Annotated in this window: 1 protein-coding gene; it reads left to right on the top strand. The window is 71.3% G+C overall.

Annotated elements, in window-relative coordinates; genetic code table 11:
• The first annotated feature begins 138 nt into the window (after positions 1-138).
• A complete protein-coding gene (locus ACWD4A_RS00065; RefSeq protein WP_451187256.1) occupies positions 139-26,547 on the top strand; it encodes a type I polyketide synthase in 26,409 nt (8,802 codons plus the stop codon).
• The last annotated feature ends 44 nt before the right edge of the window (positions 26,548-26,591 follow it).

Raw genomic sequence — 26,591 nt, 5'->3', positions numbered from 1 at the left:
GAGGCCGTGCGTACGGGCGACGTGCTTTAGGGAAACCCGCAGTCAGTCTTGAGCAGTATGGCCTTTGATAACGGGTCAGACGTGAGTGTCGACGCTCTGTGCCCCAGAACCGGCATTCCACGAGGAGTTGGCGTCCTGATGTCGAACGAGGCGAAGCTGCGCGAGTACCTCAAGCGGGCGATCGCGGACCTCCACGAGACCCGCCAACAGCTGGGCGAGACGGAGCAGAAGCAGCGCGAGCCCATCGCGATCGTCTCCATGGCCTGCCGCTTTCCCGGTGGCGTCCACTCACCGGAAGAGCTCTGGGAACTGCTGCGGGACGGCGTCGACGCGATCTCCGCCTTCCCAGGGAACCGCGGCTGGGACCTCGATACGCTCTACGACCCCGACCCGGCACACCAGGGCACCTCCTACGCCCGTGAGGGCGGATTCCTCCACGAGGCGGGCGAGTTCGACCCCGGCTTCTTCGGGATCTCCCCGCGCGAGGCCCTCGCCATGGACCCCCAGCAGCGGCTGCTGCTGGAGACCGCGTGGGAGGCCGTCGAACGGGCCGGCATCGACCCGGAATCCCTCGCGGGCAGCCGCACCGGCGTGTTCGTCGGCACCGGCCACGGCGGGTACGACACGGAAAGCGCCCGACGGGTGGACGAGGTCGGCGGGCACCTGCTGACCGGCAACCTCATCAGCATCGCCTCCGGCCGGATCTCCTACGTCCTCGGCCTCGAAGGCCCCGCCCTGACCGTGGACACGGCCTGCTCCTCGTCGTTGGTCGCCCTGCACCTGGCGGCGCAGTCACTGCGGCGGGGCGAGTGCAACCTCGCCCTCGTGGGCGGCGCGACCGTGATGTCCACCCCGCACATGTTCGTGGAGTTCTCCCGGCAGCGCGGTCTGGCGCCCGACGGCCGCTGCAAGCCGTTCGCGGCGGCCGCCGACGGCACCGGATGGAGCGAGGGCGTCGGACTGGTGCTGGTCGAGCGGCTCTCCGACGCCGTGCGCAACGGCCACCAGGTACTCGCCGTGCTCAAGGGCTCGGCCGTCAACCAGGACGGCGCCTCCAACGGCCTGGCCGCCCCCAACGGCCCGTCCCAGCAGCGCGTCATCCGCCAGGCCCTGGCCGGCGCCGGCCTCGCCCCCGCCGACGTCGACGCCGTCGAGGCCCACGGCACCGGCACCGCCCTCGGCGACCCCATCGAGGCCCAGGCCCTCCTCGCCACGTACGGCCAGCGGCCCGCGGACCGGCCCGTGCTGATCGGCTCGATGAAGTCCAACATCGGGCACACCCAGTCGGCGGCCGGTATCGCCGGCGTCATCAAGATGGTCCTGGCGATGCGGCACGGAGAGCTGCCCGGGACCCTGCACCTGGACGAGCCCACCGCCCACGTCGACTGGAGCGAGGGCAACGCCAGGCTCCTCGCGCGGCCCGAGCCCTGGCCCGAGACCGACCGGGTGCGCCGCGCGGCCGTCTCCTCCTTCGGCATCAGCGGCACCAACGCCCACGTCATCCTGGAACAGGCACCCCCCGCCGAGGCCGATCAGGCGCCCGCCCCGGCCGCCCGCCCCGGCGCGCTGCCCTGGATCCTGACCGCGCGCACCGACGAGGCCCTGCGGGCCCAGGCCGCCCGGCTCGGCCGGCACGTCCGCGCCCGCGCCGACCTCGAACCGGCCGATGTCGCCCACTCCCTCGTGGCCACCAGGCCCCTCATGGAACACCGCGCCGCCGTCGTCGCCGAGGACCGCGAGACGTTCCTCGACGGCCTGGACGCCCTGGCCGAAGGCCGCACCGCGGCCGGCCTGGTGACCGGCGCCGCCGCCGAGGCACCCCTGGCCTTCCTCTTCACCGGACAGGGCTCCCAGCGCCTCGGCATGGGACGCGAACTGCACCGCACCCACCCCGAGTTCGCCAAGGCCTTCGACGCGGTGTGCGCCGAACTCGACCCGCACCTGCGACAGCCCGTCCGCGACGTCGTCTTCGCCGAGGAGGGCACGGCCGAGGCCGCCCTGCTCGACCGGACCGCCTCCACCCAGGCCGCGCTCTTCGCCCTGGAGACCGCGCTGTTCCGGCTCGTCGAGTCCTGGGGCATGACACCGCAGTTCGTCGCCGGCCACTCCATCGGCGAACTCACCGCCGCCCACGTGGCCGGCGTCCTCTCCCTCCAGGACGCCGCACGGCTGGTCGCCGCCCGCGGCACCCTCATGCAGGCCCTGCCCGAAGGCGGCGCCATGGTGGCCGTCCAGGCCACCGAGGAGGAGATCCGCGCCTCCCTCGCCGGCCACGAGGAGCACGCCTCCCTCGCCGCCGTCAACGGCCCCGACTCCACGGTCGTCTCGGGCGACGAGGAGGCCGTCTCCCTGATCGCCGCCCACTGGGAGGCACAAGGGCGCCGCACCAAGCGGCTGCGGGTGAGCCACGCCTTCCACTCCCCGCGCATGGACGGCATGCTGGAGGACTTCCGGCGCGTCGCCGAGGACCTGGAGTTCCACGCCCCCCGCATCCCCGTGGTGTCCACGGTGACCGGCGAGCTCGCCACCGCCGAGGAACTGTGCTCGCCCGAGTACTGGGTCCGGCAGGTCCGCGAGAGCGTCCGCTTCTGCGCCGCCGTGCGCACCCTCGAAGCCGAGGGCGTCACCACATTCGTGGAGCTCGGCCCCAGCGGCGTGCTCACCCCCATGGTCCAGGACTCCCTGAACACCCTCGAACAGCCCGTTCTCGTCAGCCTCCTGCGCACCGGCCGCCCCGAGGCGCACGCCCTCGCCGAGGGCATCGCCACCGCCTCCGTGCACGGCGCCCGCGTCGACTGGCCCGCCTGCCTCGGCACGTTCGGCGCCACCCGCGTCGAGCTGCCGACCTACGCCTTCCAGCGCCAGTGGTACTGGCTGGACGGGGCCGGGTCGACCGACGGAGGACCGGCCGCGACCGAAGCCGGCGAAGCCGGATTCTGGGAGGCCGTCGAACGCGAGGACCTGGAAGGGCTGTCGGCCGTCCTGGCCATCGACGGCACCGAGGCCGACTCGCTCGGCAGCCTCCTGCCCACGCTCTCGTCATGGCGCAAGCAGCGCAGGACGCAGGCGGTGGCGGACAACTGGAGCTACCGGGCGCACTGGACCCCCCTCACCGCCCCCACCGGCTTCACCGCCACCGGGAACTGGCTCGTCGCGCTGTCCGAGCGCACCGCCGCCGACCCGTGGACCACCCGGCTCCTCGACACCCTGCGCGACCAGGGCCTGCGCACCGAACTGCTCGTGCTGCCCGAGACCGACGAGCAGAGCGAGCCCGTCACCTGGCCCGACGGCCCTGTCGACGGTGTGCTCTCCCTGCTGGCCCTCGACGAACAGCCGCACCCCCGCCTGACCTCCGTGCCGCGCGGCCTGGCCGCCACCACCGCCCTGCTGCGCGCACTGGAGACCTCCGGCATCCGGGCCCCGCTGTGGTGCGTGACCCGCGGCGCCGTGGCCGTCGACCACCGCGACATGCTCACCAACCCCGTGCAGGCGCACGCGTGGGGCCTCGGACGCGTGATCGCGCTGGAGCACCCGCAGCTCTGGGGCGGGCTCGTCGACCTCCCCGAGACCCTGGACGCACGGGCCGTCTCCCGGCTCCTGGGCGTGCTCGCCGCGCCCGAGGACCAGGTCGCGATCCGGCCCGCCGGGACCTTCGCCCGCCGCCTGGCACGCATCGTGCCCGGCGGCGACACCGGCGCCGACTGGACCACACACGGCACGATCCTGGTCACCGGAGGCACCGGCGGGCTCGGCGGACAGGTCGCGCACTGGCTCGCCGGCGCCGGGGCGGAGCACCTGGTGCTCACCAGCCGCCGCGGCCCGCAGGCCCCCGGCGCCCAGGAACTCGCGGCCGAACTCACCGCACGGGGCGTCCGGGTCACCGTGGCCGCCTGCGACACCGCCGACCGCGACGCCCTGGCGGCCGTCCTCGCGGACATCCCGGCGGACCTGCCCCTGACCGGCGTCGTGCACGCCGCCGGTGTCCTGGACGCGGGCATGCTGGAAGCGCTCACCCCCGAACGCTTCGAGACCGTACTGCGCCCCAAGACCACCGCCGCCCTGCACCTGCACGAGCTCACCCGGGACCTCGACCTGGAGATGTTCGTGATGTTCTCCTCGGTCTCGGGCTCCGTGGGCCAGGCCGGCCAGGCCAACTACGCCGCGGCCAACGCCTTCCTCGACGCCCTCGCCGAACACCGGCGCGGGCAAGGGCTGCCGGCCACCTCGGTGGCCTGGGGCCCCTGGGCGGACCTCGGCATGGCGACGGACCGCGACCTGGCCGACCGGGCGAGCCGCGACGGGCTGGTCCTCATGGCCGCGCCCCCCGCACTCGCCGCCCTCCGCCAGGCCCTGGCCCAGGGCGCGGCGAACCTGACGGTGGCCGACGTGGACTGGACGGCGTACGCCCCCGCCCTGACCGCCGTACGCCCCAGCCCCCTCCTCGCCGACCTGCCCGAGGCGCGCCGCGCCCTCGCCGCCGCCGACGGCCCGCGCGAGAACCGCTCCCCGCTGCGCGACCGCATCGGCGCACTGCCCGCCGCCGAGCAGGAGCAAGCCCTGCTGCGCATGGTCCGGGAGGAGGCCGCGAAGGTCCTCGGACACGCCTCGCCGGACACCGTCGACGCCCAACGGGCCTTCCGCGTACTGGGCTTCGACTCGCTGATGGCCGTCGAGCTGCGCAACCGCCTGTCCGCCGCGACGGGCCTGCGGCTGCCCGCGACCCTGCTGTTCGACCACCCCACCCCCACCGCGGTCGCCGGGTACCTGCGCTCCGAGGCCCTGGGCACGGCCGGGCCCGGAACCGTCGTGGAACGGACGGCCGCCGTGCTCGACGAGCCGGTCGCGATCGTGGGCATGGCCTGCCGCTTCCCCGGCGGAGTGAACTCGCCGGAGGCCCTCTGGCGGCTGCTGGCCGAGGGCGGGGACGTCATCTCCGGCCTCCCCGACGACCGCGGCTGGGACCTCGGCCGGCTCTACCACCCCGACCCCGACCACCAGGGCACGACCTACGCCCGCGGGGGCGGCTTCCTCGACGACGTGGCCGGCTTCGACGCGGACTTCTTCGGCATCTCGCCGCGCGAGGCCCTCGCCATGGACCCGCAGCAGCGGCTGCTGCTGGAGACCGGCTGGGAGGTCCTCGAACGGGCCGGCATCGCCCCCGAGTCCCTGCGGGGCAGCAGCACCGGTGTCTTCGCGGGCACCAACACCCAGGACTACCGCGTGGTGCTGGACGCGGCGCGGGACGAGGTCGCCGGCCACGCCCTCATCGGCAACTCGATGAGCGTGGTCTCCGGCCGGGTGTCGTACACCTTCGGCTTCGAAGGCCCCGCGGTCACGGTGGACACGGCCTGCTCGTCGTCGCTGGTGGCCCTGCACATGGCGGTGCAGTCGCTGCGGTCGGGCGAGTGCTCGCTGGCGCTGGCCGGCGGTGTGACGGTGATGGCGACGCCGACGCCGTTCGTGGAGTTCTCCCGGCAGCGCGGGCTGGCGCCCGACGGCCGCTGCAAGCCGTTCGCGGCGGCCGCCGACGGCACCGGATGGAGCGAAGGCGTCGGACTGCTGCTCGTGGAGCGGCTGTCGGACGCCCGGCGCAACGGCCACCAGGTGCTCGCGGTCGTGCGCGGCTCGGCCGTCAACCAGGACGGTGCCTCGAACGGCCTGAGCGCGCCCAACGGCCCCTCACAGCAACGTGTCATCCGCCAGGCCCTCGCCAACGCCGGTGTGGCGGCGTCCGACGTCGACGCCGTCGAGGCGCACGGCACGGGCACGACCCTGGGCGACCCGATCGAGGCCCAGGCCCTGCTCGCCACCTACGGCCAGGACCGCCCCGAGGACCGCCCGCTGCGGCTGGGCACGGTGAAGTCCAACCTCGGGCACACCCAGGCCGCCGCCGGTGCGGCCGGCGTGATGAAGATGGTCCTGGCGATGCGGCACGGTGTACTGCCGCGGACCCTGCACGTCGACGAGCCCACCCCGCACGTCGACTGGACCACCGGCGCGGTCGAACTGCTCACCGAGCCGGTGGACTGGACCGGGACGGACCGGCCGAGGCGGGCCGCCGTCTCCGCGTTCGGGATCAGCGGTACCAACGCGCACGTGATCCTGGAGGAGGCGGAGAAGGCGGAGGAGGCAGGGCAGCCCGAGCCCGAGGCACCGGCCTCCGCCCCCGGGACCCCGGTGCCGCTGCTGGTGTCCGGGAGGAGCGAGCCGGCTCTGCGGGCCCAGGCGGCCCGGCTGCTGTCCCACCTCGACGGTGAGCCCGGCTCGCGGCTCGTGGACGTCGCGTACACGCTCGCGACGCGCATGGCCTTCACACACCGCGCGGTCGTCCACGCCGAGAGCCACGACACCGCGGTACGCGCCCTGACCGCGCTGGCCGAGGACACGGCCGACACCGCCCTGACCACCGGCGCCGCGGACGCGGGCAAGGACGCCGTGCTCTTCTCGGGCCAGGGTTCGCAGCGGCTGGGGATGGGGCGTGAGCTGTATGCCCGGTTCCCGGTGTTCGCGGAGGCTTTCGACGCGGTGTGCGCGGGGCTGGACGAGCACCTGGACCGTCCGCTGCGGGAGGTCGTCTGGGGTGATGACGCGGAGCTGCTGAACCGGACCGTGTATGCCCAGGCCGCACTGTTCGCGGTGGAGGTGGCGCTGTTCCGGCTGGTGGAGTCGAGGGGTGCGCGGCCGGACTTCGTGGCCGGACACTCGGTCGGCGAGATCACTGCCGCGCACGTGGCCGGTGTGTTCTCACTCCCGGATGCGTGTGCCCTGGTGGCGGCTCGCGGCCGGCTGATGCAGGCGCTGCCCGCGGGCGGTGCGATGGCGGCGATCCGGGCCACCGAGGAGGAGGTCCTGCCGCACCTGACCGACGGTGTGTCGATCGCAGCGGTCAACGGCCCGTCGTCGGTGGTGATTTCCGGTGCCGAGGCCGCTGTCGAGGCGATCCGGGAGCACTTCGAGGGCGAGGGCAGGAAGACCAGCCGACTGCGGGTCTCGCATGCCTTCCACTCGCCGTTGATGGAGCCGATGCTGGCCGAATTCCGCGCGGTCGCCGAGAATCTGTCCTACGGCGTGCCGGAACTCACCGTCGTCTCGAACGTGACCGGCAGCCCGGCCGCGCAGGACCAGCTGTGCACCCCGGCGTACTGGGTGACCCATGTCCGTGATGCGGTGCGGTTCGCCGACGGGGTACGCGCCCTGCAGGCGGAGGGTGTGACGCGGTTCCTGGAGCTGGGCCCCGACGGCACGCTGTCGGCCATGGCCGGGGAGTCGCTGCCGGACGGGACCCTGCTCGTCCCCGCGTTGCGCAAGGACCGCCCGGAGGAGGCGACCCTCCTCGCGGCCCTGGCACAACTGCACGTCCAGGGCGCCGAAATCGACTGGGCCGCGCTCTTCGCCGGCACGGACGCGCACGCCGCCGACCTGCCGACGTACGCCTTCCAGCACCAGCGGTTCTGGCCCACCCCTGGCCTCACCGGCACCGGCGACATCGGCGCCGCCGGCCTCGAAGCGGCCGGGCACCCGCTGCTGAGCGCCGCCGTGGAACTGTCCGACAGCGACGGCCTGCTGTTCACCACACGGCTGTCCCTCCAGTCCCACCCGTGGCTGGCCGACCACGTGGTGATGGGCTCGGTCCTGCTGCCGGGAACGGCATTCGTCGAACTCGCCGTCCGCGCGGCCGACGGAATGGGCTGCGACCGGATCGACGAACTGACCCTGGGCGCCCCGCTCGTGCTGCCCGAGCACGGCGGAGTACAACTGCAGATGCACGTCGGCTCCGCCGACGAGTCCGGCAGCCGCGCCCTGAGCGTCCACTCCCGCCCGGAGGGCGACGGCGACCGGCCCTGGGTCCGGCACGCCACCGGCGTACTCGCGACGGGGGAGCGGCCGGCCGCTCCCGGCCACGACTTCCACGCGGAGTCCTGGCCGCCCGCCGGCGCCGAGGCCGTCGACCTGACCGGCCTCTACCCGGACCTGGCACAGAGCGGACTCGACTACGGGCCGCACTTCCAGGGCCTGCGGACCGCGTGGCGCCGAGGCGACGAGGTGTTCGCCGAGGTCGCCCTGCCCGAAGCCGCCGCGGGCGACGCGTCCGCGTACGGCCTGCACCCGGCCCTGCTCGACGCGGCCCTGCACGTCTGCGCCTTCAACGGAGTCGACCGGGGCGTCATCCCCTTCTCCTGGGAGGGCGTCTCGCTCCACGCCTCCGGCGCCTCGGCCGTACGGGTCCGGGTCGTCCGGCACGGCGGTAACACACTGTCCGTCGACGTCGCCGACGCCGAGGGCGAGCCGGTCGCCTCCATCGGGACCCTGGATCTGCGGGCGGTCGCCGCCGACCAGCTGAGCGCCGGCACGGGCCCGGCCGGAAGCGATGCCCTCTTCCGCGTCCAGTGGACCCCCGTACGCATGCCCCAGGCCGAAGCCGTGGGGTCCGTGGCGGCCATCGGCTCCCTCGCCGGCCCGTCGTCCGTCGACTACCCGGACCTGGCGGCCCTGGTCCGGTCCGGCCAGGTGCCGGACACGGTGCTGATGCCGGTGGGCGCCGACTCCGGCGGCACGGTCGATTCCGTACATGCCGTGACCGCGCGGGTGCTGGAGTCGGTGCAGTCGTGGCTGGCCGACGAGCGGTTCACGGACTCGCGCCTGGTGTTCGTCACCTGCGGTGCCGTCTCGGTCGGCGGCGGCGAGACCGTACGGGATCTGGCCGGCGCGGCGGTGTGGGGCCTGGTGCGGTCGGCGCAGTCGGAGAACCCGGGCCGGTTCGTCCTGGTGGACACCGAGGACGGGGACATCGAGCCCCTGCTCCCGGTCCTGCCGGGCCTGTCGGCCACCGGGGACGACGGATTCGTGGTGCGCGAGGGCACCGTCCGGGTGGGGCGGCTGGCCTCCCTGGCCAGTGGTGCGGGGCTGCTGCCGCCCGCCGCGGCGCCGTGGCGGCTGGACACGGGGGCCAAGGGCAGCCTCGACGCTCTGCTGCTCGCGCCGTGCCCGGAGGTGCTGGAACCGCTCGGGCCGGGGCAGGTCCGGATCGAGGTCCGGGCGGCGGGTGTGAACTTCCGCGATGTGCTCAACGCGCTGGGCATGTACCCGGGCGAGGCCGGCCTGCTCGGTGCCGAGGGCGCCGGTGTGGTGACCGGCACCGGGCCAGGGGTGAGCGGACTGCGCCCCGGCGACCGCGTGATGGGCAAGATGCTCGGCGGCTTCGGCCCGGTGGCCGTGTGCGACGAGCGGCTCCTGGTCAGGATTCCGGAGGACTGGTCGTTCGCGAGGGCCGCGTCGGTGCCGGTGGTCTTCCTCACCGCCCTCTACGCGTTGAAGGACCTCGCGGATCTGCAGCCCGGTGAAAAGATCCTTGTGCATGCCGGTGCCGGTGGTGTCGGCATGGCGGCCATCCAGCTGGCCCGGCACCTCGGTGCCGAGGTGTTCGCCACGGCCAGTGAGGGCAAGTGGGACACCCTGCGCGGACTCGGCGTCCCGGACGATCACATCGCGTCGTCGCGTACCACCGATTTCGAGCAGCGGTTCCTGGAGGTCACGGGCGGCCGCGGCGTGGACGTGGTGCTCAACGCCCTGGCCGGTGAATTCGTGGACGCCTCCATGCGGTTGACGGTTCCCGGCGGCCGGTTCCTGGAGATGGGCAAGACCGATATCCGTGATCCGGAGCTGGCCGCCGGGGTGCGCTACCGCGCCTTCGACCTCGCGGAAGCAAGCCCGGAGCGGAACCAGGAGATGCTGTGCGAGCTGCTGGAGCTGTTCGCCGCGGGAGCGCTGCGGACGCTGCCGGTCGCCACATGGGACGTGCGGCGGGCGGACGAGGCGTTCCGGTACATGAGCCGGGCCCGGCACATCGGCAAGATCGTCCTGACCGTGCCGCGTGCCTGGGATCCGGACGGCACGGTGCTGATCACAGGCGGCACGGGCGGCCTGGGCCGTGAACTGGCCCGTCACCTTGTGACCGAACGTGGTGTGAAGCACCTGCTGCTGGCGAGCCGCAGCGGGATGGACGCGCCGGGTGCGGCCGAACTGCGGGCCGAACTGGCGGAGCACGGCGCCGAAGCCACCGTCGTGACGTGTGACGTGGCCGACCGGGACGCGGTCGCCGGACTGGTGACAGGGGTGCCGTCCGGGCACCCCCTGACGGCTGTGATCCACACGGCCGGTGTGCTCGACGACGGCATTGTCACGTCGCTGACGGCGGAGCGGCTGTCGGGTGTACTGCGTCCGAAGGTGGACGCGGCCTGGTACCTGCACGAGGCGACCGAGGGTCTCGACCTGGCCGCGTTCGTGCTGTTCTCGTCCATTTCCGGCGTCATGGGAACTCCGGGGCAGGGCAACTACGCGGCGGGCAACGTCTTCCTCGACGCCCTGGCCCACCACCGCCACACACAGGGCCTCGCGGCCACATCGCTCGCGTGGGGCCCCTGGGCCCAGAGCGGCGGCATGACCGGCACGCTGTCGGACGTCGACCTCCAGCGGATCGCCCGCTCGGGCATGCCCGAACTCGCCCCCGCGGAAGGCGTCGCACTCTTCGACGCCGCGCTGGGCACCGACGAGGCACACGTCCTCCCCGTGCGCCTCGACCTGGCTGTACTGCGGGAACGGGGAGACGTACCGCCGTTGATGCGCGGACTGGTGCGCACGCGCGCCCGGCGCTCGGCGGTCGCCGGCTCGGCCGCGGTGGCCGGCCTGATGGGACGCCTGTCCGGGCTGGGCGCGGTGGAACGGCGCGAGGTGCTGCTGGACCTGGTACGCGCCCAGATCGCGGGCGTCCTGGGCCACGCGAGCCCGGAGACGGTCGACTCGACCCGGGCCTTCCAGGACCTCGGCTTCGACTCCCTGACCGCGGTCGAACTCCGCAACCGGCTCAACAAGGCGACAGGCCTGCGACTTTCGACCACCGCCGTCTTCGACTACCCGACCGCGGACGCGATCGTGGGCTTCCTGCTGGACGAGATGTTCGGCGCGGAGGCGGAGACGGGGGCGGTCGTGCCGACGGGGGTGTCGGCGGCCGTCGCCGACGATCCGGTGGTGATCGTCGGGATGAGCTGCCGCTATCCCGGTGGCGTCGAGTCGCCCGAGGACTTGTGGCGGCTGGTGTCGGAGGGTGTGGACGCGGTTTCGGACTTCCCGGCCGAGCGTGGTTGGGACGTGGAGTCCCTCTACAACCCCGACCCCGAGCACACAGGGACGAGCTACACCCGTGCGGGCGGGTTCCTGCACGAGGCGGCGGAGTTCGATCCGGCGTTCTTCGGGATGAGCCCTAGGGAGGCGCTGTCGACGGACTCGCAGCAGCGGTTGCTGCTGGAGACGAGCTGGGAGGCGATCGAGCGGGCGGGCATCGACCCGACGACGCTGCGCGGCAGCCGGACAGGCGTCTTCGCCGGCGTGATCTACGCCGACTACAGCGACCTCTTGGTCGGCGACCAGTTCGAGGGCTACCGGGGCAACGGCAGCGCGGCCAGCATCGCGTCCGGCCGGGTGTCGTACACGTTCGGCTTCGAAGGGCCTGCAGTCACGGTCGATACGGCGTGCTCGTCGTCGCTGGTGGCTCTGCACTGGGCGGCGCAGTCGCTGCGGTCGGGTGAGTGCTCGCTGGCGCTCGCCGGTGGTGTGACGGTGATGTCGACGCCGACGCCGTTCGTGGAGTTCTCGCGGCAGCGGGGGTTGTCGGCGGACGGTCGGTGCAAGGCGTTCTCCGACAGTGCCGATGGTGTCGGCTGGGGTGAGGGCGTGGGCATGCTGGTGCTGGAGCGGCTGTCCGACGCGCGCCGTAACGGGCACCGGGTGCTGGCTGTCGTGCGTGGCTCCGCCGTGAACCAGGATGGCGCGTCCAATGGTCTGACGGCGCCGAACGGCCCGTCGCAGCAGCGGGTGATCCGGCAGGCGTTGGCGAGTGCGGGGTTGTCGGTTGCGGATGTCGATGCGGTGGAGGCGCACGGTACGGGTACGACGCTGGGTGACCCGATCGAGGCGCAGGCCCTGCTGGCCACGTACGGCCAGGACCGCCCCGAGGACCGCCCGTTGCTGCTGGGCTCGATCAAGTCCAACATCGGCCACGCACAGGCCGCGGCGGGTGTCGCCGGTGTGATCAAGATGGTCATGGCGATGCGCCACGGTGTCCTGCCGAAGACGCTGCACATCGACACCCGGTCGACCCACGTCGACTGGAGCGCCGGCGCCGTCGAGTTGCTCACCGAACCGGTCGAGTGGCCGACGTCCGAGCGCCGCCGTGCGGGTGTCTCCTCGTTCGGTATCAGCGGTACGAACGCGCACGTGATCCTGGAGCAGTTGGAGTCGGAGCCTGTTGAGGCCGGGCCTCATGTGGTCGATCCGGGTGGGCTGGTTCCCACGCTGGTGTCCGGGAGGAGCGAGTCGGCTCTGCGGGCCCAGGCGGCACGGTTGCTGTCCCATCTTCATCGTGAGTCCGACTCGCGGCTTGTGGACGTCGCGTACTCGCTGGCGACTGGCCGTGCGGAGTTCCAACACCGTGCGGTGGTGCTGGCGGCGGACCGGGAGGATCTGCTGCGTTCCCTGTCTGCTCTGGCGGAGGGCCGGGGTGACGCGGACGTCGTGGCGGAGGGTGTGGCGCGTTCGGGCAGGTCGGCGTTCTTGTTCTCGGGTCAGGGTTCGCAGCGGCTGGGGATGGGGCGTGAGTTGTATGCCCGGTTCCCGGTGTTCGCGGAGGCTTTCGACGCGGTGTGCGCGGGGCTGGACGAGCACTTGGACTGTCCGTTGCGGGAGGTCGTCTGGGGTGATGACGCGGAGTTGCTGAACCGGACCGTGTATGCCCAGGCGGCGTTGTTCGCGGTGGAGGTGGCGCTGTTCCGGTTGGTGGAGTCGTGGGGTGTGCGGCCGGATTTTGTTGCCGGGCATTCCATTGGTGAGATCGCTGCCGCGCATGTGGCGGGCGTGTTCTCGCTGGCGGATGCGTGTGCCTTGGTGGCGGCTCGTGGGCGGCTGATGCAGGCGCTGCCCGCCGGTGGTGCGATGGTGGCTGTCCAGGCGACGGAGGAGGAGGTCCTGCCGTATCTGGCCGGGGACGTGTCGATCGCGGCGGTCAACGGTCCGTCGTCGGTGGTGGTTTCCGGCGCCGAGGTGTCCGTCGAGGCGATCCGGGCCCGCTTCGAGGGCGAGGGCAGGAAGACCAGCAGGCTGCGGGTCTCGCACGCCTTCCACTCGCCGTTGATGGAGCCGATGCTTGACGGATTCCGGGAGGTTGTGGCGGGGCTGTCGTTCGGCGTGCCGGCGGTGCCGGTGGTGTCCAATCTGACGGGTCGGCTTGCCGAGTCGGGCCAGTTGACTTCGGCTGATTACTGGGTGGCTCATGTCCGTGATGCGGTGCGGTTCGCCGACGGGGTACGCGCCCTGCAGGCGGAGGGTGTGACGCGGTTCCTGGAGCTGGGCCCCGACGGCACGCTGTCGGCCATGGCCGGGGAGTCGCTGCCGGACGGGACCGTGCTCGTCCCCGCGTTGCGCAAGGACCGTCCGGAGGAGAGGACGGTACTCGCGGCTCTGGCGCAGTTGCACGTCCAGGGCGTGCGGGTGGACTGGGTGGCGTCGTTTGCCGGGATCGAGCCCCGGCGGGTGGATCTGCCGACGTATGCGTTCCAGCGTGAGCGGTTCTGGCCGTCGGGCGGGGTGGCGCGTTCCGGTGATGTGCGGTTTGCGGGTCTGGGTTCGGCGGGGCATCCGTTGTTGGGTGCTGCGGTGGAGCTGGCGGGCTCCGGTGGGTTGTTGTTCACCGGTCGGCTGTCGATGTCGTCGCATGCGTGGCTTGCAGATCATGTGGTGCTGGGGTCAGTGCTGGTGCCGGGGACGGCGTTGGTGGAGCTGGTGTTGCGGGCGGCTGATGAGGTCGGCTGTGATGTCCTCGAAGAGCTGACGCTCGCCGCGCCGTTGGTGCTGCCGGATTCGGGTGCCGGTGTGCAGGTGCAGGTGTGGGTCGGTGAGCCGGACGATTCGGGTCGCCGGTCGGTTGCGGTGCACTCGCGTGAAGGCGAGGAGCCGTGGACGCTGCATGCGAGCGGTGCTCTGGGCAACGGTGCTGAAGCGGCCGTGTTCGATACATCGGTGTGGCCGCCTGAGGGTGCCGAGTCCCTTGATGTGGCGGGCTGCTATGAGCAGTTCGCGGATGCGGGCTTCGCATATGGTCCGGTGTTCCAGGGTCTGCAGGCGGCCTGGAGGCTTGGTGAGGACGTCTATGCCGAGGTCGGCCTTCCTGAGGGTGTCGACGGTGTCGGCTACGGTCTGCATCCCGCGCTTTTCGATGCGGCACTGCATGCGGCGATGCTGGGTGTGAGCGGGGAGGGTGTTCCGTTCTCGTGGAGCGGGGTGTCCCTGCACGCGTCCGGTGCTTCACAGATACGGGTGCGCATCCGCGCTCTCGACAGCGGAATATCGATCGCGATAGCCGATTCGGTTGGTTCGCCGGTGGCTTCGGTGGAGTCGCTGGTGGTCCGCCCGATCTCTGCCGGGGACTTGCGGACCGGCGACCGCGACTCCCTCTTCGCACTCGACTGGATTCCCGTCTCGCCGACAGGCGAGAGCGTCGAACTTGCCGGGCCGTTCCGGACCTACGCGGACCTGGAGTCCGCAACCGGGGCCGACGCCCCGGGGACCGTGCTGATCGAGCCGGTCGTCGAGGCCGTCGGCACCGTGGAGTCCGTACATGCCGTGACTGCAAGGGTGTTGGAGTCGATCCAGTCGTGGCTGGGCGATGAGCGGTTCGTGGATTCGCGTCTGGTGTTCGTGACGCGGGGCGCGGTGGACGGCACGGATCTCGTGGGTGCCGCCGTCTGGGGCCTGGTGCGCTCGGCGCAGTCCGAGAGTCCGGGGCGTTTCGTTCTGGTGGACCTGAAGAGCGATGCCGACGCGGCGGTCCTGCCGCAGGCGCTCGCCTCCGACGAACCCCAACTGCTGCTATCCGAGGGCCAGGTCCTCGCCGCTCGCCTCGTGCGCGCGCAGCCCCGGAACACGGCCGATGTGGCCTGGGACGTGTCCGGCAGGGTTCTGATCACTGGTGGTACGGGTGGTCTGGGACGGGTTCTGGCCCGGCATCTGGTGGTTGAGCGCGGTGTGCGGAGTCTGCTGTTGGTCAGTCGTAGTGGCCTTGCGGCCGAGGGGGCCGAGGAGCTCGTGGTCGAGCTTGCGGAGCATGGGGCGGATGTGGTCGTCGAGGCGTGCGATGTGGCGGAACAGGAGGACGTGGCGGATCTGGTGTCCCGGCATCGTGTCGGCTCTGTTGTGCACACCGCGGGTGTTCTTGACGACGGTGTCATCGGTTCCCTGACTCCGGAGCGGCTCGCGGCCGTGCTGCGGCCGAAGGTGGACGCGGCGTGGAACCTTCATGAAGCGACCAGGGGCATGGACCTTGACGCGTTCGTGGTCTTCTCCTCCGTGGCGGGTACGTTCGGCAGCGCGGGCCAGGCCAACTACGCGGCGGGCAATGCATTCCTGGACGCTCTGGCCCACCACCGCCGTACGCAAGGGCTCCCGGCCGTCTCACTGGCGTGGGGCCCCTGGTCCCAGGACGGCGGCATGACCGGCACGCTCACCGAGGCCGACCTCCAGCGCATCGCCCGCTCCGGGATGCCGCCACTGACCGTCGAGGAGGGCCTCGCCCTCTTCGACACCGCCCTCGGCACCGACGAGCCCGTACTGCTCCCCGTCCACCTGGACCTCACCGCCCTGCGGGCACAGGGCGAGCCCCTGCCACTCCTGCGCAGCCTCATCCGCACGCGCAACCAGCGTACGGCTGTAGGCGGTTCGGCAACGGCGGCCGGCCTCGTGCGGCGTCTGGCCGGACTCTCCGGGAACGAGCGGCGGGCGGCACTGCTGGACCTGGTGCGCGACCGGGTCGCGGCGGTTCTGGACCACGCCCGCCCGGACACGATCGATCCGTCGAAGGCCTTCCAGGACCTCGGCTTCGACTCCCTGACCGCGATCGAACTCCGCAACGGACTGGGCAAGGCCACCGGTCTGCGGCTGTCGGCGACAGTCGTGTTCGACTACCCGACGACCGAAGCCCTCGCAGGACACCTCCTCGACGAGCTGTTCGACGCCGACGCGGCAGAGCAGATCCCGGTGGCAGCGCTTCCGTCCCTGACGGACGACCCGGTCGTCATCGTCGGCATGAGCTGCCGCTTCCCCGGCGGCGTCACCTCACCCGAGGACCTCTGGCAACTGGTGTCCGACGGCGTGGACGCCGTCTCCGGCTTCCCGACCGATCGAGGCTGGGAGATCGCGGACACCTACGACCCCGACCACGAGGGCGCCATCGCCACCCGCTCCGGCGGATTCCTCCATGACGCGGGGGAGTTCGACCCCGGATTCTTCGGGATGAGCCCCCGGGAGGCCCTGACCACCGACGCCCAGCAGCGGTTGCTGCTGGAGACGACCTGGGAGGCGATCGAGCGGGCGGGCATCGACCCGACGACGCTGCGCGGCAGCCGGACGGGCGTCTTCGCCGGCGTGATGTACCACGACTACTCCCAGCTCCTCACCGGGCGCGAGTTCGAGGGGTACCAGGGCAGCGGCAGCGCGGGCAGTGTGGCCTCGGGCCGGGTGTCGTACACGTTCGGCTTCGAAGGTCCTGCGGTCACGGTGGACACGGCGTGCTCGTCGTCGCTGGTGGCCCTGCACCTGGCGGCGCAGTCGCTGCGGTCGGGCGAGAGCTCTCTCGCTCTCGTCGGAGGCGTGACGGTGATGGCGACCCCGCTGACGTTCGTGGAGTTCTCCCGGCAGGGCGGGCTTTCGCCGGACGGTCGGTGCAAGGCGTTCTCCGACAGCGCCGACGGTGTCGGCTGGTCCGAAGGCGCCGGCATGCTGGTGCTGGAGCGGCTGTCGGACGCGCGGCGGAACGGACATCGGATCCTGGCTGTCGTGCGTGGTTCCGCCGTGAACCAGGACGGTGCGTCCAATGGTCTGACGGCGCCGAACGGTCCGTCGCAGCAGCGGGTGATCCGGCAGGCACTGGCCAGCGGTGGGCTGTCCGCGGCGGACGTCGACGTCGTGGAAGCCCACGGCACCGGCACGACGCTGGGTGACCCGATCGAGGCGCAGGCCCTGCTGGCCACGTACGGTCGGCACCGGCCCGAGGACCGCCCGTTGCTGCTGGGCTCGATCAAGTCGAACATCGGCCACACACAGGCGGCCTCGGGTGTCGCGGGCGTGATCAAGATGGTCATGGCCATGCACCGCGGTGAGCTTCCGCGCACCTTGCATGTCGATGCGCCGTCGTCACACGTCGACTGGTCGGCCGGTGCGGTGGAACTGCTGACCGAGCGGACCGTCTGGCCTGAGGGTGACGGGCCGCGTCGTGCGGGTGTCTCCTCGTTCGGTATCAGCGGTACGAACGCGCACGTGATCCTGGAGCAGCCGGAGTCTGTCGAGGCCGGGCCTCAGGTGGTTGACCTGGGTGGGCTGGTTCCCACGTTGGTGTCCGGGAAGAGCGAGTCGGCTCTGCGGGCCCAGGCGGCCCAACTGCTGTCCCACCTCGACATCGAGGCCGGGCCCCGGACCCTGGACGTCGCGTACTCGCTGGCGACGAGTCGCTCGGCCTTCCAGCACCGTGCGGTGGTGCTGGCGGCGGGTCGGGAGGATCTGCTGCGTTCTCTGTCTGCTCTGGCGGAGGGGCGGGGTGATGCGGATGTTGTGGCGGAGGGTGTGGCGCGTTCGGGCAGGTCGGCGTTCTTGTTCTCGGGTCAGGGTTCGCAACGGCTGGGCATGGGCCGTGAACTGTATGCCAGGTTCCCGGTGTTCGCGGGGGCTTTCGACGCGGTGTGCGCGGGGCTGGACGAGCACTTGGACCGTCCGTTGCGGGACGTGGTCTGGGGTGATGACGCGGAGCTGCTGAACCGGACCGCCTACGCTCAGGCCGCACTGTTCGCGGTCGAGGTGGCCCTGTTCCGGCTGGTGGAATCGTGGGGCATCCATCCGGATCAGCTGCTGGGACACTCGGTCGGTGAGATCGCTGCCGCGCATGTGACGGGTGTGTTCTCACTGTCGGATGCGTGTGCCTTGGTGGCGGCTCGTGGGCGGCTGATGCAGGCGCTGCCCGTGGGCGGTGCGATGGTGGCTGTCCAGGCGACGGAGGAGGAGGTCCTGCCGTATCTGGCCGGGGATGTGTCGATCGCGGCGGTCAACGGTCCGTCGTCGGTGGTGGTTTCCGGTGCCGAGGCGTCCGTCGAGGCGATCCGGGCCCACTTCGAGGGTGAGGGCAGGAAGACGAGCAGGCTGCGGGTTTCGCATGCCTTCCACTCGCCGTTGATGGATCCGATGCTCGACGGTTTCCGGGAGGTTGTGGCGGGGTTGTCGTTCGGTGTGCCGAGCATCCCGATCGTCTCGAACGTCACCGGCGAGTCGGCGTCCGCGGAACAACTGTGCTCTGCGGAGTACTGGGTCCGCCACGTTCGTGAGGCCGTACGGTTCGCCGACGGTGTGCGCGCGCTGCGGGAGCAGGGGGTTACCGCCTTCCTGGAGCTCGGCCCTGATGGCGCTCTCTCCGCGCTGGCTGCGGAGTCCGCGGGCGATGAGGCCGTACTGGCTCCTGTGCTGCGCAAGGGCCGTGCCGAGGAATCAGCGCTGCTCGCTGCTGTGGCACAGCTGCATGTCCACGGTGTGCCGGTCGACTGGGCCGCTGTCTTCGCCGGCAGTGGTGCCCGGCGGGTGGATCTGCCGACGTACGCGTTCCAGCGTGAGCGGTTCTGGCCGTCGGGCGGGGTGGCGCGTTCCGGTGATGTGCGGTTTGCGGGTCTGGGTTCGGCGGGGCATCCGTTGTTGGGTGCTGCGGTGGAGCTGGCCGGTTCTGGTGGGTTGTTGTTCACGGGTCGGCTTTCGTCGTCGTCGCATGCGTGGTTGGTGGATCATGTGGTGTTGGGGTCGGTGTTGGTGCCGGGTACGGCGTTGGTGGAGTTGGTGTTGCGGGCGGCTGATGAGGTCGGCTGTGATGTCCTCGAAGAGCTGACGCTTGCCGCGCCGTTGGTGCTGCCGGATTCGGGTGCCGGTGTGCAGGTGCAGGTGTGGGTCGGTGAGCCGGACGATTCGGGTCGCCGGTCGGTTGCGGTGCACTCGCGTGAGGACGAGGGGCCATGGACGCTGCATGCGAGCGGTGCTGTGACCCATGGCGCTGAAGCGGCCGCGTTCGATACGTCGGTGTGGCCGCCCAAGGATGCTGTACCCCTTGATGTGACCGGCTGCTACGAGCAGTTCGCGGATGCGGGCTTCGCATATGGTCCGGTGTTCCAGGGCCTGCGGACGGCCTGGAAGGCGGGGGAGGACATCTACGCGGAGGTGCAGCTCCCCGAGGGTGTCGACGGTGTCGGCTACGGTCTGCATCCCGCGCTCTTCGATGCGGCACTGCATGCGGCGATGCTGGGCGGGGGTGGGGAGGGTGTTCCGTTCTCGTGGAGCGGGGTGTCCCTGCACGCGTCCGGTGCCTCACAGATACGGGTGCGCATCCGCGCTCTCGACAGCGGAATATCGATCGCGATAGCCGATTCGGTTGGTTCGCCGGTGGCTTCGGTGGAGTCGCTGGTGGTCCGTCCGATCTCTGCCGGGGACTTGCGGACCGGCGACCGCGACTCCCTCTTCGCACTCGACTGGATTCCTGTTCCGCCGACGGGCGAGAGTGTCGAACTCGCCGGGCCGTTCCGGACCTACGCGGAGCTGGAGCCCCTGGCCGAGGGGGATGTTCCCGAGGCCGTACTGGTCGCGCCGCCCACCGGTTCCGCTGACACCGTGGAGTCGGTGCACGCTGCGGCCGCCTGGGCGTTGGAGCTGGTGCAGTCGTGGCTGGACGACGAGCGGTTCGTGGATTCGCGTCTGGTGTTCGTGACGCGGGGCGCGGTGGACGGCACGGATCTCGCGGGTGCCGCCGTCTGGGGCCTGGTGCGCTCCGCGCAGTCGGAGAGTCCGGGGCGCTTCGTTCTGGTGGACCTGGACGGCGCCGCCGAGGCCGTGCCGTCGCAGGTGCTCGCCTGCGACGAACCCCAACTGCTGCTATGCGAGGGCCAGGCCTTCGCCGCGCGTCTTGCACGGGTGCAGACACAGGACGCCGCCGATGTGGCCTGGGGTGTGTCCGGCAGGGTTCTGGTCACCGGCGGTACGGGTGGTCTGGGTCGTGTTCTCGCCCGGCACTTGGTGGTTGAGCATGGTGTGCGGAGTCTGCTGCTGGTCAGCCGTAGCGGTCCGGCCGCCGAGGGCGCCGAGGAGCTCGTGGCCGAGCTGGCGGAGCACGGGGCGGATGTGGTCGTCGAGGCGTGCGATGTGACGGATCAGGAGGCTGTGGCGGATCTGGTGTCCCGGTACCCGGTCGGTGCTGTTGTGCATACCGCGGGTGTTCTCGATGACGGTGTGATCGGGTCGTTGACGGTTGAGCGGTTGTCGGCGGTGTTGCGTCCGAAGGTGGACGCGGCGTGGAATCTGCACGAGGCCACGAAGGGCCTGGAGTTGGACGCGTTCGTGGTCTTCTCCTCCGTGGCGGGTACGTTCGGCAGTGCGGGCCAGGCCAACTACGCGGCCGGCAACGCTTTCCTGGACGCTCTGGCCCACCACCGCCGTACGCAAGGGCTCCCGGCCGTCTCGCTGGCGTGGGGCCCCTGGTCCCAGAACAGTGGCATGACCGGAACGCTCACCGAGGCCGACCTCCAGCGGATCGCCCGCTCCGGGATGCCGCCACTGACCGCGGAACAAGGGCTGACGCTGTTCGACGCCGCATCGCGCGGCGCCGATCCCGCGGTACTCCCCGTGCGTCTGGACCTCGCGGCTCTCCGCGCCCAGGGTGAGCCCTCGCCGCTGCTGCGCGGGCTGATCCGTACGCGCACCCGCCGAGCCGACTCCACCGCCGCGGCCTCCGGGATCGCCCAGCGCCTGACCGGACTGTCCACGGCGGACCGGCACGAGATGCTGCTCGATGTCGTACGCGGGCAGATCGCAGTGGTTCTCGGACATGCCGGATCCGCGGAGATCGACCCGACCCGGGCCTTCCAGGACCTCGGATTCGACTCCCTGACCGCGGTCGAACTCCGCAACCGCCTCGGCGCGGTGACCGAACTCCGGTTGCCGACGACGGCCGTCTTCGACTACCCGACCGCGGACGCGCTTGTCGGTTTCCTGCTGGACGAGATGTTCGGTGCGGAGGCGGAGACGGGGACGGAGGTGGTTGTGCCGACGGGGGTGTCGACGGTCGTCGCTGATGATCCGGTGGTGATCGTCGGGATGAGCTGCCGCTATCCGGGTGGTGTCACGTCGCCCGAGGATCTGTGGCGACTGGTGTCGGAGGGTGTGGACGCGGTTTCGGACTTCCCGGCCGAGCGTGGTTGGGACGTGGAGTCCCTCTACAACCCCGATCCCGAGCACACGGGGACGAGCTACACCCGTGCGGGCGGGTTCCTGCACGAGGCGGCGGAGTTCGATCCGGCGTTCTTCGGGATGAGCCCTAGGGAGGCGCTGTCGACGGACTCGCAGCAGCGGTTGCTGCTGGAGACGAGCTGGGAGGCGCTGGAGCGGGCCGGTATCGACCCGGTGTCGCTGCGGGGCAGCCAGACGGGCGTCTTCGCGGGTGTCATGTACAACGACTACTCCCAGCTCCTCTCCGGGCCCGAGTTCGAGGGCTATCAGGGCAGTGGCAGCGCGGGCAGTGTGGCCTCGGGCCGGGTGTCGTACACGTTCGGTTTCGAGGGGCCTGCGGTCACGGTGGACACGGCGTGCTCGTCGTCGTTGGTGGCCCTGCACTGGGCGGCGCAGTCGCTGCGGTCGGGTGAGTGCTCGCTGGCGTTGGCCGGTGGTGTGACGGTGATGTCGACGCCGGCGGTGTTCGTGGAGTTCTCGCGGCAGCGGGGGTTGTCGGCGGACGGTCGGTGCAAGGCGTTCTCCGACAGTGCCGATGGTGTCGGCTGGGGTGAGGGCGTGGGCATGCTGGTGCTGGAGCGGCTGTCCGACGCGCGCCGTAACGGGCACCGGGTGCTGGCGACGGTGCGGGGCAGCGCCGTGAACCAGGACGGTGCGTCCAACGGCCTCACGGCGCCGAACGGTCCCTCCCAGCAGCGGGTGATCCGGCAGGCACTGGCCAGTGCCGGTCTGTCGGCAGTGGATGTCGATGCGGTGGAGGCGCACGGTACGGGTACGACGTTGGGTGACCCGATCGAGGCGCAGGCCCTGCTGGCCACGTACGGCCAGGACCGACCCGAGGAGCGGCCGTTGCTGCTGGGCTCGATCAAGTCCAATATCGGCCACGCACAGGCCGCGGCGGGTGTCGCCGGTGTGATCAAGATGGTCATGGCGATGCGCCACGGTGAGCTTCCGCGCACCTTGCATGTCGATGCGCCGTCGTCACACGTCGACTGGTCGGCCGGTGCCGTGGAACTGCTGACCGAGCGGACCGTCTGGCCTGAGGGTGACGGGCCGCGTCGTGCGGGTGTCTCCTCGTTCGGTATCAGCGGTACGAACGCACACGTGATCCTGGAGCAGCCGGAGTCGCAGCCGGAGTCGGCCGAGGCCATGGAACCGGCGGGCGCGACGGACGGACTGCTGCCCTTGGTGGTGTCCGGCAAGTCCACGGCCGGGCTGCGGGCCCAGGCGGCACGGCTGCTGTCGCACCTCAACACCGAGACCGGGCCGAGGGTCACGGACGTGGCGTACTCGTTGGCGTCGGGTCGGTCGAGTTTCGCGCATCGTGCGGTGGTGTGGGGTGCGGACCGGGATACGGTGATGCGTGCTCTGTCGGCGCTTGTGGTGGGTGAGGCCGATCCGGGTGTGTCCGAGGGTTCGGTTTCCGTGGGGAAGTCGGCATTCCTCTTCTCGGGTCAGGGCTCGCAGCGCCTCGGCATGGGCCGTGAACTGCACGGCCGGTTCCCGGTGTTCGCGGAGGCTTTCGACGCGGTGTGCGCGGGGCTGGACGAGCACTTGGACCGCCCGCTGCGGGACGCGGTCTGGGGCGACGATGCGGAGCTGCTGAACCGGACCGCCTACGCCCAGGCCGCACTGTTCGCGGTCGAGGTGGCACTGTTCCGGCTGGTGGAATCGTGGGGTGTGCGGCCGGAGTACGTGGCCGGGCACTCGGTCGGTGAGATCGCCGCCGCGCATGTGGCGGGCGTGTTCTCGCTGCCGGACGCCTGCGCGCTGGTGGCGGCTCGTGGCCGGCTGATGCAGGCGCTGCCCGCGGGCGGTGCGATGGCCGCGATCCGGGCCACCGAGGACGAGGTGCTGCCGCACCTGACCGACGGTGTGTCGATCGCCGCGGTCAACGGACCGTCGTCCGTGGTGGTTTCCGGCGTCGAGGCGTCCGTCGAGGCGATCCGGTCCCACTTCGAGGGCGAGGGGCGGAAGACCAGCAGGCTGCGGGTCTCGCATGCGTTCCACTCGCCGTTGATGGAGCCGATGCTGGAGGAGTTCCGCGCGGTTGTGGCGGGGCTGTCGTTCAGTGCGCCGACGGTGCCGGTGGTGTCCAATCTGACCGGTCGGCTCGCCGAGCCGGGCCAGTTGGCTTCGGCTGATTACTGGGTTCGTCATGTGCGTGAGGCGGTGCGCTTCGCGGACGGTGTCCAGGCTCTGAGCGCGGAAGGCGTGACGCGGTTCCTGGAACTCGGTCCGGACGGCGTCCTGTCGGCCATGGCGCAGGAGTCACTGCCCGAGGGAACCACCGTCCTCGTCCCCGCCCTGCGCAGGGACAGGGAAGAGGAGACAGCGGTACTCGGATCTCTGGCGCAGTTGTACGTCCAGGGCGTGCGGGTGGACTGGCCGGTGTTGTTCGCCGGAACCGGCGCGCGGCAGGTGGATCTGCCGACATATGCGTTCCAGCACGAGCGGTTCTGGCCGTCGGGCGGGGCCATGCGTGCGGGTGATGTGAGGTTTGCGGGCCTGGGGTCGGTGGAGCATCCGTTGTTGGGTGCTGCGGTGGAGCTGGCGGGTTCCGGTGGGTTGTTGTTCACGGGCCGGCTGTCGATGTCGTCGCATGCGTGGCTTGCAGATCATGTGGTGCTGGGGTCGGTGCTGGTGCCGGGGACGGCGTTGGTGGAGCTGGTGTTGCGGGCGGCTGATGAGGTCGGCTGTGATGTCCTCGAAGAGCTGACGCTCGCCGCGCCGTTGGTGCTGCCGGATTCGGGTGCCGGTGTGCAGGTGCAGGTGTGGGTCGGTGAGCCGGACGATTCGGGTCGCCGGTCGGTTGCGGTGCACTCGCGTGAAGGCGAGGAGCCGTGGACGCTGCACGCCGACGGATCCGTCACCACAGGCACCGAGGCACCGGTCTTCGATACGTCCGTGTGGCCCCCGCGGGACGCCGAACCTCTCGATGTGACGGACTGCTACGAGCAGTTCGCGGATTCCGGGTTCCTGTACGGCCCGGCATTCCAGGGCCTGCGGGCAGCCTGGAAGTCCGGTGCCGAGATCTACGCGGAAGTCCGGCTTCCCGAGGGCGTCGACGGCGCTGCCTATGGTCTGCACCCGGCACTCTTCGACGCCGCGCTGCACGCGTCGATGTTCGGCGGGGGAGACGGGGAGGGGGGCGTTCCGTTCTCCTGGACGGGCGTCTCGCTGCACGCGTCCGGCGCCTCGCACGTCCGCGTCCGCATCCGTACCGTCGACGGTGGGATATCGCTCGCGATCGTCGACTCCGCCGGTTCGCCCGTCGCTTCGGTGGACTCGCTGGTCGTGCGTCCGATCTCCGCCGACCAGCTGCGGACCGGCGACCGGGACTCCCTTTTCCACCTCGACTGGACCGGCGTGCAGCTCACGGACGAGCCCGTCGAGTCGCTCGCCGTACTCGGCGAGGACACCGAGGGCATCTTGCACGGCCTCACGCTCCAGTCCTTCGCGGACCTGGACGCCATGGCCGAGGCCGGCGTCCCCGACGCCGTACTCCTGCCGCTCACCGCCGGGTCCGGCGGAACGGTGGAGTCGGTCCATGCCGCTACTGCACGGGCGTTGGAACTGGTGCAGTCGTGGCTGGCCGACGAGCGGTTCGCGGACTCGCGCCTGGTGTTCGTGACGCGTGACGCGGCGGCCGGCGGCGACCTCGCCGGTGCCGCCGTCCAGGGTCTGGTGCGTTCCGCGCAGTCGGAGAACCCGGGGCGTTTCGTCCTGGTGGATCTGGAAGGCGATGCCGATGTGACGGCGTTGCCGAAGGCACTCGCCACGGACGAGCCGCAACTCCTGCTAAATGACGGTCAGGTGCTCGCCGTCCGTCTCGCCCGCGTGCAGACGCAGGACGCCGCGGACGTCATCCGTGACCTGAGCGGCACGGTCCTGATCACTGGTGGTACGGGTGGTCTGGGCCGGACGTTGGCCCGGCATCTGGTGGTTGAACGTGGGGTGCGGAGTCTGCTGTTGGTCAGTCGTAGTGGCCTTGCGGCCGATGGCGCCGAGGAGCTTGTGGCCGAGCTTGCGGGGCATGGTGCGGATGTTGTCGTGGAAGCCTGCGATGTGACCGACGGTGCGGCCGTGGCCGATCTCGTGTCCCGGCACCCGGTCAGTGCTGTCGTGCACACTGCCGGTGTTCTTGACGACGGTGTCATCGGTTCCCTGACTCCGGAGCGGCTCGCCGCCGTGCTGCGGCCGAAGGTGGACGCGGCGTGGAACCTTCATGAAGCGACCAGGGGCATGGACCTTGACGCGTTCGTGGTCTTCTCCTCCGTGGCGGGTACGTTCGGCAGTGCGGGCCAGGCCAACTACGCGGCTGGCAATGCCTTCCTGGACGCTCTGGCCCACCACCGCCGTACGCAAGGGCTCCCGGCCGTCTCGCTGGCGTGGGGCCCCTGGTCCCAGAACAGTGGCATGACCGGCACGCTCACCGAGGCCGACCTCCAGCGGATCGCCCGCTCCGGGATGCCCGAGCTGTCGGCCGAGGAGGGTGTGGCGCTCTTCGACACCGCCCTCGGCACCGACGAGCCCGTACTGCTCCCCGTCCGTCTGGACCTCACCGCCCTGCGGGCACAGGGCGAGCCCCTGCCGCTCCTGCGCGGCCTGATCCGGACGCCGGGGCGGCGAACCGCGGCGGCCGGTGCGGGCGCCGCGGCCGGCTTCGCGCAGCGGCTGGCGGGGCTGTCCACGGCGGAGGGACACGAGGTCGTGCTGGAGGCCGTACGCGGTCAGGTCGCGGTCGTACTGGGCCACGACGGTGCCGCGGAGATCGCCCCGGAGCGGGCCTTCCAGGACCTCGGCTTCGACTCCCTGACCGCGGTCGAACTCCGCAACCGGCTGAGTGCCCTCACCGGGGTCCGGCTGCCGGCGACCCTGCTCTTCGACTACCCGACGCCCGTGGAGCTCGTCGAGTATCTCCACACCCTGATCGCGCCCGAGCCGCCCTCCGGCCCGGAGGCGCTCCTGGGCGAGCTCGACAGGCTGGAGAAGGCCTTCGGCGGGCTCGACGTCACGGAGGAGGTCCACGAGCAGATCGCGGGCCGCCTGGAGGTCCTCAGGACGAAGTGGGGCGCCCTGCGGGACGCCGCCGCGGGGACCGGCCGCGACGGGTCCCCGGACGAGACGGACTTCGACTTCGAGTCCGCCTCCGACGAAGAGGTCTTCGACCTCCTCGACAACGAGCTCGGCCTGTCCTGACACGATGAAGCGGCCCGTACCGGGAACTCCCGGTACGGGCCGCT

This window comes from Streptomyces sp. NPDC002537 (assembly GCF_053594975.1).
This window is presented reverse-complemented; position numbering and strand designations above follow the sequence as displayed.